The sequence below is a fragment of the Pseudomonas sp. FeS53a genome (assembly GCF_000931385.1).
GTDB lineage: Bacteria > Pseudomonadota > Gammaproteobacteria > Pseudomonadales > Pseudomonadaceae > Metapseudomonas > Metapseudomonas otitidis.
Window position 1 is genome coordinate 84,344 of the sequence record NZ_JYFT01000035.1, and the last position, 12,686, is coordinate 97,029.

At 65.4% G+C, this 12,686-nt stretch carries 11 protein-coding genes and 1 tRNA gene; 6 read left to right on the plus strand and 6 right to left on the minus strand.

The window, feature by feature from the left end:
* Window positions 1–3 precede the first annotated feature (3 nt).
* On the minus strand, window positions 4–1,599 hold the full coding sequence (locus SZ55_RS10100; RefSeq protein WP_044405108.1) for an FAD-binding oxidoreductase: 1,596 nt from the start codon (window positions 1,597–1,599) through the stop codon (window positions 4–6).
* Between the two features lie 132 nt (window positions 1,600–1,731).
* Between SZ55_RS10100 and gliR the strand changes: the two genes are divergently transcribed.
* Complete coding sequence (gliR, locus tag SZ55_RS10105) at window positions 1,732–2,754, plus strand: AraC family transcriptional regulator GliR (RefSeq protein WP_044405111.1); 1,023 nt, start codon at window positions 1,732–1,734, stop codon at window positions 2,752–2,754.
* 435 nt (window positions 2,755–3,189) lie between these two features.
* On the opposite strand, the gene SZ55_RS10110 is transcribed toward gliR, so the two are convergent.
* Both SZ55_RS10110 and moaB read right to left on the minus strand, forming a co-directional pair.
* Window positions 3,190–4,404, minus strand: coding sequence for a molybdopterin molybdotransferase MoeA (locus SZ55_RS10110; protein WP_044405113.1), 1,215 nt, complete (start codon window positions 4,402–4,404; stop codon window positions 3,190–3,192).
* Window positions 4,401–4,940, minus strand: coding sequence for a molybdenum cofactor biosynthesis protein B (moaB, locus tag SZ55_RS10115; protein WP_044405115.1), 540 nt, complete (start codon window positions 4,938–4,940; stop codon window positions 4,401–4,403). The genes SZ55_RS10110 and moaB overlap by 4 nt, the downstream gene beginning before the upstream one ends.
* 70 nt (window positions 4,941–5,010) lie before the next feature.
* Here moaB and mobA point away from each other — a divergent pair, with 70 nt between their 5' ends.
* The 4 genes from mobA (at window position 5,011) to SZ55_RS27360 (ending at window position 7,454) form a co-directional block, all read left to right on the plus strand.
* Window positions 5,011–5,598 carry a molybdenum cofactor guanylyltransferase MobA gene (gene mobA / locus SZ55_RS10120; RefSeq protein ID WP_044405118.1) on the plus strand — a complete coding sequence of 196 codons (588 nt, stop codon included), beginning with the start codon at window positions 5,011–5,013 and terminating at the stop codon, window positions 5,596–5,598.
* Between the two features lie 84 nt (window positions 5,599–5,682).
* Window positions 5,683–5,904 carry a YgdI/YgdR family lipoprotein gene (locus SZ55_RS10125; RefSeq protein WP_044405121.1) on the plus strand — a complete coding sequence of 74 codons (222 nt, stop codon included), beginning with the start codon at window positions 5,683–5,685 and terminating at the stop codon, window positions 5,902–5,904.
* A gap of 163 nt (window positions 5,905–6,067) precedes the next feature.
* Window positions 6,068–6,144, plus strand: a tRNA-Pro gene (locus tag SZ55_RS10130).
* 686 nt (window positions 6,145–6,830) lie between these two features.
* Window positions 6,831–7,454 (plus strand): sce7726 family protein, encoded by a 624-nt coding sequence (locus SZ55_RS27360; RefSeq protein ID WP_201774866.1) that lies wholly within the window; start codon window positions 6,831–6,833, stop codon window positions 7,452–7,454.
* Here the strand turns inward: SZ55_RS27360 and SZ55_RS27365 are convergent.
* Window positions 7,411–8,553, minus strand: coding sequence for a beta family protein (locus SZ55_RS27365; protein WP_082078201.1), 1,143 nt, complete (start codon window positions 8,551–8,553; stop codon window positions 7,411–7,413). The two genes, SZ55_RS27360 and SZ55_RS27365, sit on opposite strands and share 44 nt — an antisense overlap.
* 495 nt (window positions 8,554–9,048) lie before the next feature.
* Here SZ55_RS27365 and SZ55_RS10135 point away from each other — a divergent pair, with 495 nt between their 5' ends.
* The gene (locus SZ55_RS10135) at window positions 9,049–9,834 is read left to right on the plus strand and encodes a substrate-binding periplasmic protein (protein ID WP_044405124.1); all 786 of its coding nucleotides are present in this window, start codon (window positions 9,049–9,051) and stop codon (window positions 9,832–9,834) included.
* Window positions 9,835–9,844: 10 nt separating this feature from the next.
* Here the strand turns inward: SZ55_RS10135 and SZ55_RS10140 are convergent, their stop codons facing one another.
* Together SZ55_RS10140 and ercA are read right to left on the minus strand one after the other, a co-directional pair.
* Window positions 9,845–11,527 (minus strand): hybrid sensor histidine kinase/response regulator, encoded by a 1,683-nt coding sequence (locus tag SZ55_RS10140; protein WP_044405127.1) that lies wholly within the window; start codon window positions 11,525–11,527, stop codon window positions 9,845–9,847.
* A complete protein-coding gene (ercA, locus tag SZ55_RS10145; RefSeq protein WP_044405130.1) occupies window positions 11,511–12,674 on the minus strand; it encodes an alcohol dehydrogenase-like regulatory protein ErcA in 1,164 nt (387 codons plus the stop codon). Before ercA ends, SZ55_RS10140 begins: the two co-directional genes overlap by 17 nt.
* Between the last annotated feature and the right edge of the window lie 12 nt (window positions 12,675–12,686).

A 12,686-nucleotide genomic window follows, 5' to 3' on the forward strand; every position in this document is an offset into this window, starting at 1 on the left:
GGCTCAGTCCTGCAGCAGCACGCCGGGCGCCAGGCGGCCGTCCGGGTCGAAGTGACGGGCCATGGCCTGCAGCGTGGCCATTCCACGCACTCCCTTTTCCAACGGCAGCCAGGGCGCATGGTCGCGGCCCACGCCATGCTGGTGGCTGATGGTGCCGCGGTTGTGGGCGATCACCTCGCTCGCCGCGAACTTGAGGCGCTGCCAGCGGCCCAGGGCCGTCTCGTAGCTCGCACCAGGGCGGAACACGTAGGTGGTGTAGATGCTCGACCCCTCGCCGTAGACGTGGGACAGGTGGGTGAACACGTGCACCCGCTCGCCCTCGTCCGCCAGGCCCTCGCGCAGGCTGGCCTCCACCTTGCCCATCAGGGCGTCGACGTTGGACCAGTCGGTGGCCGTCTCCAGGGTGTCCACCACGTAGCCGGCCTCCCACAGGGCGTGGCGCAGGTAGGGGAAGCGGAAGCGGTTCTCCGCCCACTTGCTGCCCAGCAGGGTGCCGGTGAACACCCCGCCGAATGGTTTCAGCAGCGCCTTGGCCTGGCGCAGCGAGGCGGCGTTCTGCACCCGCGAGCCGGTCACGCCGAAGGTCAGCATGCACTTGCCGGCGCGCGCGCCACGGAACGCCAGGTACTTCTCCAGCAGCGCGATGCGCTCCGGATGGCCGGCCAGGGCCAGCTGGGTCTCGGTCTCGATGGCGTTGGACAGGCGCAGCATGGACAGCGGCACCCGCGCCTGGGCCAGGGTCCGCACCGCTTGCAGCGCCCGCGTCCAGTCCGGCAGGAACACCGCGTAGAAGCGCTCCTGATCGGCCAGGCGCGACACCCGCACCTTGACCTCAGAAATCACCCCGAAGCGCCCCTCGGAGCCCAGCACCAGCTCGCGCAGGTCCGGCCCGGCCGCCGAGGCCGGGAAGGTCGGCAGCTCCAGCGGGCCGTCGAAGGTCTCCAGGGTGCCGCCGGCGAACAGCTGCTCGATGCGCCCGTAGCGCAGCGACTGCTGGCCACTGGAGCGGCTGGCGACCCAGCCGCCGAGGGTGGACAGCTCCCAGGACTGCGGGAAGTGCCCCAGGGTGAAGCCCCGGGCGCGCAACTGGCTTTCCACCTGCGGGCCGTTGGCACCGGGGCCGAAGGTGGCGATCTGGCTCGCCTCGTCCAGCTCCAGCAGGCGGCTCATGCGCGCCAGGGACAGGGTCAGCACCGGGCGGCTGGAGGCCTGCGGGTTGATGTGCCCGGCCACCGAGGTGCCGCCACCGTAGGGGATCAGCACCACGTCGTGCTGGGCCGCCCAGGCCATCAGTACGCGGATGTCCTGGGGGCTTTCGGGGAAGGCCACGCCGTCGGGGAACACCTCGAAGCGGCCTTCGCGCATCGCCAGCCAGTCCGGCAGGCTCTGGCCACGGGCGTGGCGCACCCGCACCTCCGCATCCTGGCTCACCAGCGGATGCACCGGCAGGCGCGAGGCCGGCACGCTGGCCAGCACCTGCTCCAGGGTGGCATCCGCCAGCACCTGCCCGGCGCCGACCCGCGCGCCCAGGAATTCGGCCCCATTGGCCGGCAGCTCCACCACGGTCGACTCGTCGCCCCAGCCGTTCCAGCGTCGCATCCCGTTCTCCTTGTCCTGGTTGTTTCGAAGGTTTTCGATGGCTGCCTATACTAGCCAGCCGCCCCGCAGCGTCACTGTCTGATCGGGACAGCGGCTATCGCCAATCAGGACAACCCAGAACAAGAAGAACCCATGCACGCGCTCGGCTATACCTCCGTTCCCGCCCTGCTGAAGTACCTGCGCCATGCCGACCACCTGGGCCTGGACCGCGACGCCGCCCTGCGCGCCGCCGGCCTGCAGCCCGAGGACCTCACCGACAACGGCCGGCGGATTCCCAGCGAGAGCCACGAACGCCTGCTGCAGCACCTGATCGAAGTGTCCGGCGACCCGCTGTTCGGCCTGCACTCCGCGCATTTCGTCCAGCCGGGCTCCTGGAGCGTGCTGGGCTACATCACCATGAACTGCGCCACCCTGGGCGAAGCCATGAGCCGCATCATTCCCTACGAGAAATTGGTGGGGGACATGGGCACCAGCCAGATCGAAGCCGGCGCGGACCACATCCGCCTGAGCTGGAACTGCCGCCACGAAGCCCCGGAGATCCGCCGGCACATGGTGGAGAACGTGCTCGCCTCCTGGCTGCTCTACGCCCGCTGGATCGCCGACATGGAGCGTTCGCCCCGCGAGGTGTGGTTCGAGCACGCGCTGCCAACGGCCACGCGCCAGGAGGACTACGAAGCGGTATTCGGCTGCCCGGTGCACTTCGAGCAGCCCTGCAGCGCCCTGCTGGTGCCCCTGGAATACCTCGCCGTGCCCCTGCGCCAGGCCGATGCCAACCTCCTGCGCACCCTGGAGGAACACGCCCTGGCGATGATGGCCGGGCTGGACCAGGACGAGCCGCTGCCGCAACGGGTGAAGAATGCACTGCGCCTGCTGCTCAAGGACGGCCTGCCACGCAAGGAGCGGGTGGCGGAGAAATTCCACATGACGGTGCGCACCCTGCAGCGCCACCTGCAGCAGGCCGGCACCAGCTACCAGCAGATCCTCGACGAGCTGCGCCAGGAGCTGGCCGAGCACTACCTGCTGCGCAGCGACCTGGCGATCCAGGACATCGCCGCCTACCTCGGCTTCACCGAATCACGCTCGTTCCACCGCAGCTTCAAGGCCTGGACCGGCCAGACGCCCGGCGAATACCGGGAGGCCAAGCGCCAGGGCTGAGCGCTCCATCCCCGGACTGAAGTCCGGGCTACAAATACCCCGCAAGCACCGCCCCGTAGCCTGGGCTTCAGCCCAGGGCTCTTCTCCCCGGACTGAAGTCCGGGCTACAAAAGCCCCCGCAAGCACCGCCTCGTAGCCTGGGCTTCAGCCCAGGGGCTCTTCATCCCCGGACTGAAGTCCGGGCTACAGATGCCCCCGCAAGCACCGCCCCGTAGCCTGGGCTTCAGCCCAGGGCTCTTCTCCCCGGACTGAAGTCCGGGCTACAAAAGCCCCCGCAAGCACCGCCCCGTAGCCTGGGCTTCAGCCCAGGGGCTCTTCATCCCCGGACTGAAGTCCGGGCTACAGATGCCCCCGCAAGCACCGCCCCGTAGCCTGGGCTTCAGCCCAGGGGCTCTTGATCCCCGAGCTGACGCCCGGGGCTCCGGGCTCGCCAGATCAGGCCTGCAGTTCGCTGAGGGGGATGAAGCGCAGCAGGTCGCCCTCGGCCAGGGTGGTGCCTTCCAGCACTTCCACCAGGCCGTCTGCCCAGGCGGCACTGCGCAGCACGCCGGAGCTCTGGTTGCGGTAGATCACCGCCCGGCCATTCTCCAGCCGTGCCCGCAGGTACTCCCGGCGGTTGCCCGGCTTGCTCCAGGTGAACCCGGCCGGCACCGGGAAGCCCAGCGGCTCGATGCGCTCCACGCCCAGGCGACGCAGCAGGTAGGGCCGCGCCAGCAGGCCGAAGGTCACCAGGGTCGAGGCCGGGTTGCCCGGCAGGCCGATCACCGGCACCCCCCGGAAATGCCCGAAGGTCAGCGGCTTGCCCGGCTTGATGGCCAGCTTCCACAGCGCCAGCTCGCCCTCCTCGCGCAGCGCCTGGCCGAGGAAGTCCGCCTCGCCCACCGACACCCCGCCCGTGGAGAGGATCAGGTCCACATCGCTCAGCGCGCCCAGGGCCTGGCGGGTCAGTTCCAGGTCGTCGGCGAGGATGCCACCGTCCACCACCTCGCAGCCCAGGCGGCGTAGCCAGGCGCAGAGCAGCGTGCGGTTGCTGTTGTAGATCTGCCCGGGGCCAAGGGCCTGGCCCGGCTCCACCAGTTCGTCACCGGTGGAGAGCACCGCCACCCGCGCACGGCGGCGCACCGGCAGCACGGCCACGCCAAGGGTCGCGGCCAGCCCCAGTTCGATGGGGCCGAGCAGGGTGCCGGCATCCAGCACCGTCTCGCCCACCCGCGTTTCCTGGCCACGGGGGCGCACGTTCTGCCGGGCCTTGAGCGGCTGCAGCAGGCGCACCCGGCCATCGGCCAGCACCTCGACGTTCTCCTGCATCTCCACGCAGTCGGCGCCCTCGGGCAGCGGCGCCCCGGTGAAGATGCGCGCGCAGGTGCCGGGCTGCAGCGGTGCCGGGGCACTGCCGGCGAGAATCCGCTGGCTCACCACCAGCGGCTCGCCCTGCCAGTCGTCCAGGCGCAGGGCATAGCCATCCATGGCGCTGTTGTCCCAGGGCGGCAGGTCCAGGCTGGCCACCAGAGGCTCGGCCAGCACGCGGCCATCGGCCTGGGCCAGCGGCAGGGCTTCCACGCCGGCGATCCGCGCCGCATCGGCCAGCGCCAGCAGGCGCGCCTGGGCCGCCTCGACCGGCAGCAACCCGGGGTGGTCGCAGCCGCTCATCCGCGGCTCTCGCAGGGGGCGGCGGCCTTCAGGTGCGGCACGAAGTTGCAGGGGCGGTGGCGGTTGTCCAGCTGCTCGCCGAGGATGCCGTCCCAGGCGGTGCGGCAGGCATTGGTGGAACCCGGCAGGCAGCAAACCAGGGTGCCGTTGGCCAGGCCCGCCAGGGCGCGGGATTGCAGGGTGGAGGTGCCGATGTCGGCCACCGAGATCTGCCGGAAGTACTCGCCGAAGCCGTCGACGCGCTTGTCCAGCAGGCAGGCCACCGCCTCGGGGGTGCTGTCGCGGCCGGTGAAACCGGTGCCACCGGTGATCAGCACCACCTGCACGGTGTCCTCGGCGATCCAGGTGGCCACCTGGGCGCGGATCTTGTACAGGTCGTCCTTCAGCAGGACGCGCGCGGCCAGGTTGTGGCCGGCAGCGGTGAGGCGATCGACGAACAGCTGGCCGGAGGTGTCGGTCTCCAGGGAGCGGGTGTCGCTGACGGTGAGCACGGCGATATTGAGCGGCACGAACACCGCCTCGGCCTTGTGGTTCATGGCTGGCTTCCAGTTGTAGGACAGGGAGGCCGGTGTTATATCACAGCGCCCGTTCGCCGAGACCTCGCCCATGCCCGCCGTGCCTGCCCTGCCCTGCTCCGTCCTGCTGCTGTCCGGTGGCCGGGGGCAACGCCTGGGCGGCCGCGACAAGGGCCTGGTGGAATGGCGCGGCCGTCCGCTGATCGACTGGCTGCACGCCGTGGCCCGGCCGATCACCGACGACCTGATCATCTCCTGCAACCGCAACACCGAACGCTACACCGCCTGGGCCGACCGCCTGGTGCAGGACGACAGCCCCGACTACCAGGGCCCCCTGGCCGGTATCCGCGCCGGCCTGGCCGCCGCCCGCCACCCGCACCTGCTGGTGCTGCCCTGCGACGCCCCGCTGGTGGACGACGAGCTGCTGCAGCGCCTGCTGGACGCCGCCGGCGAGCGCCCGGCGATGCTGCACCGGGGCGGCTTCTGGGAGCCGCTGTTCTGCGTCCTGCCGCGCAGCGTACTGCCGGTGCTGGAAGCTGCCTGGCAGGCCGGCGAGCGCAGCCCCCAGCGCGCCCTGCGCCCGCTCGACCCGCTGGCCATCCCCTGCGCCGACGACGACCCGCGCCTGGCCAACCTGAACACCCCGGAACTGCTTGAAAGCACGCCCCCGACGGCGTGACACTGGCCCGGTTCCGGAACTTTGGCCGCGCTTCGTCCGTCAGAGCCTCCAGAACAACCCGTTCATTCATCAAGGAGATGGCAGATGAACCAGCGGATCCTTCCCGCTTTTGCGCTTGTACTGGGCCTGGCCGCCCTCGCCGGCTGCTCCACCCCCAGCGTGATCACCCTCAACGACGGCCGCGAACTGCAGACCGTGGACAAGCCGGACTACGACGACGACACCGGCTTCTACGAGTTCGAGCAACTCGATGGCAAGCGCGCCAAGGTCAACAAGGACCAGGTCCGCACCATCAAGGAACTCTGATCGTCCCGCGCCTCACCCGCGCCCAGCCCGCCACGGGTCCTGCCCGTCGCGGGCTTTGTTTCATCTGCACCCCCGCCAGAGCGCGAAAACCGTCGCCCCGCAAATTTTTTTTCGCTAACCCCTTGTCGACCAAAAAGTTTTCTGTAGAATGCGCGCCATCTCACGGAGCGTAGCGCAGCTTGGTAGCGCGTCTCGTTCGGGACGAGAAGGTCGCTGGTTCGAATCCAGTCGCTCCGACCAACACGATGTTTCTGGTTGTCCCAAGCAGTACCAGAAACACACTGAAAAGCCCGCCTAGTGCGGGCTTTTTTGTTCTTGGCGGCCCAAGCGCCGCCGACTAGCCGATAGAACCCTCGCTACCCTTAATCCGGAAGCAACCCTCTATCGCGAACACGACAGCAACGGCAAAAATCCTCTCGTAACTAAATCACCCCAAGGGGCTCTGCTATTAGCAGGTCGGAAGAACGCCGGGGGTGGATGTCCGGCGTCAGTAACTAGAGACCGACCAAGCGTGCCGAAGCAGCCGTCACAGCCAAGTAGGCGTTCTCTCCCTTTCCCTTCGAGCGGCTTTCCTGTCTGCCCTAGGCAGGCCACCAGTATCTACCGCTCACCTGACAAACGACCGATCCGGTCCATCACCACACGTGTGGGCTGGATAGATCGGCCGATCAAAAACCAATGAGCCTCAATGCGCCACCAGCACTGGCTTTCCTAGGGAGCAGTGAGCGAAAATGCGCGCCCTGAATCCCTGCACGGGATATTCCGACTGGCGGCCGAGCTAAGCTAGGCGAGGACCAAAGCTCTAACGGTTTGGTTGGCGATGTCTTCGACGAGCTTAACTGTGCTCCAGCAGTCTGCGCAGTGATTGCGTTCAGCTTCTGCTGATTCAATCAGCTCGCAAGAACCGTTCGCACTTTGAATAATGAATGAGCCGAGAATACGGACTAGCTATGGCGACCAGATCAAAAACTCGCGACAGGGATGTCAGACGAGCATTGCTCAGCAAAGTAATCGCCGAGCACGTGAATGATCCAAGTACGTTAGTGATTGAGGAGCTAGGGCTAGAGCATGGCTCTTGTAGAGTTGATATCACTGTTGTGAACGGCGCAATCCACGGCTATGAAATTAAGAGTGATGCCGACACGCTGGAGCGCCTGCCGTTCCAAGTAGAAACTTATTCGAGATCCTTAGACAAAGCCACGTTAGTTGTCGCAGAGCGGCACCTAGGCAAGGCAGAGCTAATAATTCCGGAGTGGTGGGGGATCAAAACCGTTACTGTCGGATCACGTGGGGCTGTAAATATCAGTACCGTAAGACCTGTTTCTTACAATCCAAACATATCCCCATTCCATGTTGCACATCTGCTCTGGAGACCAGAGGTAGAGGAAATACTCCTAAGTAAAGGGCTTCCTCCAAAAGCCCTGCGAGTAAACAAAGCAGGGCTATATGGATTACTGGTAGAGAACACCAAGGTAACTGAGCTTCGCAGCCTAATACGAGAAAGACTCAAATTACGTGAAGGCTGGAGATCTCAGACACCACTCGCGTGACATGATGGTTATTTGTCACACTTGGCCAAGTAGATGTACCACCTGTGGTTTCCGTACCGTTGGCGCAGCCATCTATGTAGTCGTCTCCCCATGAGAAGCCCACATTGTCAAATTTTCCAGACTGCAATATCCGCTGGCATAAATCGATATACTGCCCCCTACCATTTCTTTTAACTTGAGTACCGACAACGATCAGCCACTTCTCGTCAATCGTGTACTTAATTTTTGCATTTGGATCCAGAACCCTAGGATCAAGCTTCTCTGTTCGCGGATGAGAAACGGTGTAGTCAGAGAAAGTAGGAACTCTCTCATCATCTCTCAATTTCTTGAGAAGCAATTTATACCCCACCCACTCATAGCGAATCGCCTCTCCTAGTGGCCTATATTCTGCGGCACTTACTACTGCCGGAAACGCCGTCCCAGAAACAGAAAGCGTCCTCCAACGATTTATGAAAGGAGTGCTCCTCATTAACCCAAGCAAATTATTGGCATATACAGAAGCAGAATGAGGCACATACTCGCCAGAATCGATAACAAGATCAACATCCCCAGGCGCCAGCGATAGATAATCCAAGAGCCCCTGAATATCCTGCTTTATATCCGAACTATCATAATCTTCGACCTTAATGCGCAAACAAATCCCCCTACCAAACTCGGTAACGAGGGACGATACCGCTTCCTGATAGTCTCTATGTCGACGCAAACCCGTTACTGGTACAGCAGCGCACCCTTCAGACTCTGCCAACTCAATGAGTTTTGAAAGGTGATGCGCACCATCTGCACAAGTAGAAGTCGGGACTAAATAACAAGAATCAACAAAGCAGCGCCTATTTCCCCACTTCTCCTTCAGCCTCTTCCCAAACTTCTCGATGTGCTCATCCAGAGTTTTTTTAGGGCGCTCATTTTCGTAGTCCCATTCTTCTGTAGGAATTTCAAACAGAGGGGTGATTTTTTCCTTAACTGACGAGTCCAGTTTTAACAAAGCTTGATACTCGCCTTGCCTCCACTTCATGACCGGTACGTAGTGCCTATGATCGAACATCATTAACTCCATCTGTATGACGATAACGATCAGGCGCTCCTGAAGTGTGGCACTCACCTTGTGCCTAGGCCATTGAGGGCGATCCTCTGACCCAACCGGATGAAGGTGGTACACCTCTCAGCCGAGCGTCCTGATGGCTAGATGCTATCTTTTCGAGGCACCTCCGTATACTCAGCAAAGGTCAAAGGTGCGTTTCTGTTCTCTCGCCATTCGCTCGCCCACAGTTACTGCTCCCCTAGCTGGCGACGCATAACTACTTATATGCCCTTACCATAAATAGAAATTTTCTTTTATTTCATACAGTTATGAAGATTGAACTCCATCATCCCGACCAAATCCGGAAAAAACCTGCCTCAACGGCGGGTTTTTTATTGCCTGCCGAAAACCCCAGGCCCCTCACCCCGCCGTTTCTTCCAGCGCAACGGCTGCAGAACGCAGACCGGTTCACATCCTCACCAACGAACCGGGACGGCCATTGGCCAGCATGGTAGAAAGCCGCCCCCTTTCCCCCCGTCTACACTTCTCCGGGCACACGCCCGGGATAGCCAGTTCATGCCGAGCTTCAAGCCACTTGCCTGCCTCATCGCCTGCCTCCTCTGTCTACCGGCCCGGGCGGACTCCAACGGTCCACTGGTGTTCTGCTACGAGGACCAGGATTCCTGGCCCTGGGTGATGCTTGATGGCAGCGGCCTCAACCAGGCCCTGCTCAACCAGCTCGGCGAGGACCTGCACCTGGACATCCGCCAGGTGCCGATGCCCTGGAAGCGCTGCCTCGACGGCCTGTCCCGAGGGCTCTACGACGGCGCCTTCGCCGCCTCCTTCAACCCGGAGCGCCTGACGCTGGGCCTCTATCCCGGCCTCAAGGACGGCCGACCGGACCGCGACTACCGCCTGCACGACGCCAGCTACTCGCTCTACCGCATCAAGGGCAGCGCCGCCGATTGGGACGGCCAGGCCTTCCACGGCATCCAGGGGCAGGTAGGCTCCCTCAGCGGTTTTTCCATCATCCCGATGCTGCTCAACCATGGCCTGCAGGTGGAAGAGACCAGCCGCGACCCGGTGGCACTGATGCGCATGCTCCACGGTCACCGCTTCGACGTGGCGGCCATGCAGACGCTGCGGGCGGACAAGGTCCTGGCGGACCACCCGGACCTGTCAGTCGATATCGAAAAGCGCCCCATCCCGCTGGAGCAGAAGGACTACTACCTGATGCTCTCCCACCAGCGGGTGCAGACAACGCCCCAGCTGGCCCAGGCGATCTGGGATGAAGTGCGCCGCCAGCGCGAATCGGACGCCTACCGCCAGCGCCTGCAGAGCACCCTCGGCAAGGCCCCCTGAACCGCCTTCGCTAGCCCAGCAACTGGCTCAGCACCGCCCGCAACTTGCCCGGCTTCACCGGCTTGTTGAGCATCGGCGCACCCAGCCCCTGCAGCTCGCGGCGGCACTCGTCGCTGCGGTCGGCCGTGATCATCACCGCCGGGATGGGCCGCTCGAACTGCTCCCGCAGGGCCCGCACCACCTCGCAGCCGGTCACCCCGTGGTCCAGGTGGAAGTCCGCCAGGATCGCCTCGGGCGCCTGCCCCTGCAGCACCGCCCGTGCGGCGTCCAGGTCCGTCGCCACCAGCACCTCGCAGCCCCACTGCCCGAGCAGCGCCGCCATGCTGTGGAGGATGCTCACCTCGTTGTCCACCACCAGCAGGCGTCGTCCCGGCAGCGGGTCACCGGCCAGCGGGCGCGCCACTGCGCTATCACGGGCCGGCACCTCCGGCAGCGGCGCCAGCGGCACGCGGATGGCGAAGACAGAGCCCCGCCCCGGCTTGGAGCGCACCTCCACCGGGCAACCGAGGATGCCGGCGATTCGGTCGACGATGGCCAGGCCCAGGCCCACGCCCTTGCGCTCGGCCGCCCGGCCCCGGTCCAGCTGGTTGAACTCCAGGAAGATCGCCCGCAGTTGGTCCGCCGGAATGCCCCGGCCGCTGTCCCACACCTCCAGGCGCACGGTATCGCCCTGCCGGCGGCACCCCAGCAGCACACGACCACGCTCGGTGTAGCGGCAGGCATTGCTGAGGAAGTTGCGCAGGATGCGCGTCAGCAGGCGGAAATCGGTGCGCACCGCCAGGTGCCGGGGAATGCGCGCGCGCAACTGCAACCCGGCGGACTGCGCCACCCCTTCGAACTCCGACACCAGCGGCGCCAGCAGGTCCTGCACGCGGTAGGCCTCCACGTCCGGGCGGATGGCGCTCTGGTCCAGCTTGGAAATCTCCAGCAGGTCGGTGAGCAGGTCCTCCGCCCCTTCCAGCGCCAGGTGAGTGCGCTCCACCAGTTGCTGCTCGGCGCTCGGCAGGCGGCGCTCGCGCAGGGTCGCCACCAGCAGCCGCGCCGCATTGAGCGGTTGCAGCAGGTCGTGGCTGGCCGCCGCCAGGTACTTGTCCTTGCTCAGGTTCGCCGCCATGGCGGCATCCCGTGCTTCGCGCAGCTGGCCGTTGAGCGCCTCCAGCTCGGCGGTGCGCGCCGCCACCCGCTGCTCCAGCTCATCGTTGAGGTGCTGCAGGCGCTGCTGGGCGAGGATGCGCTCGGTGATATCGGCGACGAAGCCCTCCACCAGCCCCTCCTCGTCCGGCTTGAGCAGCAGGTTCATCAGCACGTCCACATGGCTGCCGTCGCGCCGCCGCAGGCGTGTCTCGTAGCCGAACAGCCCCGGCTTGCCGCGCAGGCGGGCGCGGATGCGCTCCAGCTCCGCCGCGCCGTCGGCGAACAGCAGCGCCGCGAAATCCGCCGGCATCGCCAGCAGCTCGTCGGCCTGGGCGTAGCCCAGCATCCGTGCCAGCGCCGGGTTGGCCGCGCGCAGCCCGTCCTGCAGGCTGGCCTGGAAGATGCCGTGCACCGCGTGCTCGAACAGCCACTTGTAGCGGTTGCGCTCGGTCTCCAGCTCCTCCAGGCGGCTCAGCAGCTCGGGGTAATGGCTCTTGCGCGCGGAGTGGCTGCCCAGGCCCAGCAGGGCCTGGCGCTGCTCCTCAGAGTGCCTCGGCATACACCACTTCCACGTCCCGCTGGCTGGACTCGCGGGGGTTGGTGAGGATGCACGGGTCCTCCATGGCGTGGCGCGACAGGAAGGGGATGTCCGACACCGACACCCCGTGCAGGCTCAGGGTGTCGGCAAAGCCCACCGAGCGCTTGAAGGCCACCAGGTGTTCCACCAGGCGCTGGCGGGTCTGCGTCTGGTTCAGCCCGCGCACGTCCAGCCCCAGGGTCTCGGCCACCACGCGGAAGCGCTCCGGCGCGGCGTTGTAGTTGAAGGCCACCACGTGCTCCACCAGCGCCGCGTTGCACATGCCATGGGGCAGGTCGAGGAAGCCGCCCAGGCTGTGGGACATGGCATGCACCGCCCCGAGGATGGCGTTGGAGAACGCCAGCCCCGCCTGCATGCTGCCGAGCATGATCTTCTCGCGGCGGCCGATGTCGTCGGGGTTGGCGATCATCTCCACCAGGTTGCCGCTGATCAGCCGCATCGCCTCCAGGGCATGGGGATCGGTGAGCGGGCCGCTGCCGGTGGAGACGAACGCCTCGATGGCATGCACCAGCGCATCGATGCCGGTACAGGCCGAGAGGAACGGGTCCATGCTCAGGGTGGTTTCCGGGTCGATCAGCGACACATCGGGCACCACCGCCTTGCTGACGATGGAGAACTTCATCCGCTCGGTCTGGTTGGAAATGATCACGAACTGCGAGACGTCCGCCGAGGTGCCGGCGGTGGTGGGGATCAGGATCAGCGGCGGGCTGGGCACGCGGATGGTGTCCACCCCCTCGAACTCCAGGATGCTGCGCCCGTGGGCCACCACGATGCCGATGCCCTTGGCGCAATCCATCGGGCTGCCGCCGCCGACGGCGACGATCACGTTGCAGCCCTCGGCGCGGTAGACGTCCGCGCCCTGGTGCACCTCCTCCACCCGGGGGTTCGGCGACACCTGGGTGAACAGCCGGTAGTCGATGCCCTGGGCCGCCAGGCTGGCCTCCACATCGGCCACCCAGCCGGCGGCGACCACGCCGGGGTCGGACACCACCAGCACCTTGCGCGCGCCGAAGGTGCTGGCGTAGTTGCCGACGTTATGCCGGCAGCCGGCACCGAAGATGATTTCCGGGGAGACGAATTTACGCAGTTGGCTGATGTCGTGGCGCATGAAACCGCCTGA

Bases quoted from the DNA above. Each gene is read 5' to 3' on its own strand.
- SZ55_RS10100 (WP_044405108.1), bottom strand. From the start codon at position 1,599: ATGCGACGCTGGAACGGCTGGGGCGACGAGTCGACCGTGGTGGAGCTG.
- gliR (WP_044405111.1), top strand. From the start codon at position 1,732: ATGCACGCGCTCGGCTATACCTCCGTTCCCGCCCTGCTGAAGTACCTG.
- SZ55_RS10110 (WP_044405113.1), bottom strand. From the start codon at position 4,404: ATGAGCGGCTGCGACCACCCCGGGTTGCTGCCGGTCGAGGCGGCCCAG.
- moaB (WP_044405115.1), bottom strand. From the start codon at position 4,940: ATGAACCACAAGGCCGAGGCGGTGTTCGTGCCGCTCAATATCGCCGTG.
- mobA (WP_044405118.1), top strand. From the start codon at position 5,011: ATGCCCGCCGTGCCTGCCCTGCCCTGCTCCGTCCTGCTGCTGTCCGGT.
- SZ55_RS10125 (WP_044405121.1), top strand. From the start codon at position 5,683: ATGAACCAGCGGATCCTTCCCGCTTTTGCGCTTGTACTGGGCCTGGCC.
- SZ55_RS27360 (WP_201774866.1), top strand. From the start codon at position 6,831: ATGAGCCGAGAATACGGACTAGCTATGGCGACCAGATCAAAAACTCGC.
- SZ55_RS10135 (WP_044405124.1), top strand. From the start codon at position 9,049: ATGCCGAGCTTCAAGCCACTTGCCTGCCTCATCGCCTGCCTCCTCTGT.
- SZ55_RS10140 (WP_044405127.1), bottom strand. From the start codon at position 11,527: ATGCCGAGGCACTCTGAGGAGCAGCGCCAGGCCCTGCTGGGCCTGGGC.
- ercA (WP_044405130.1), bottom strand. From the start codon at position 12,674: ATGCGCCACGACATCAGCCAACTGCGTAAATTCGTCTCCCCGGAAATC.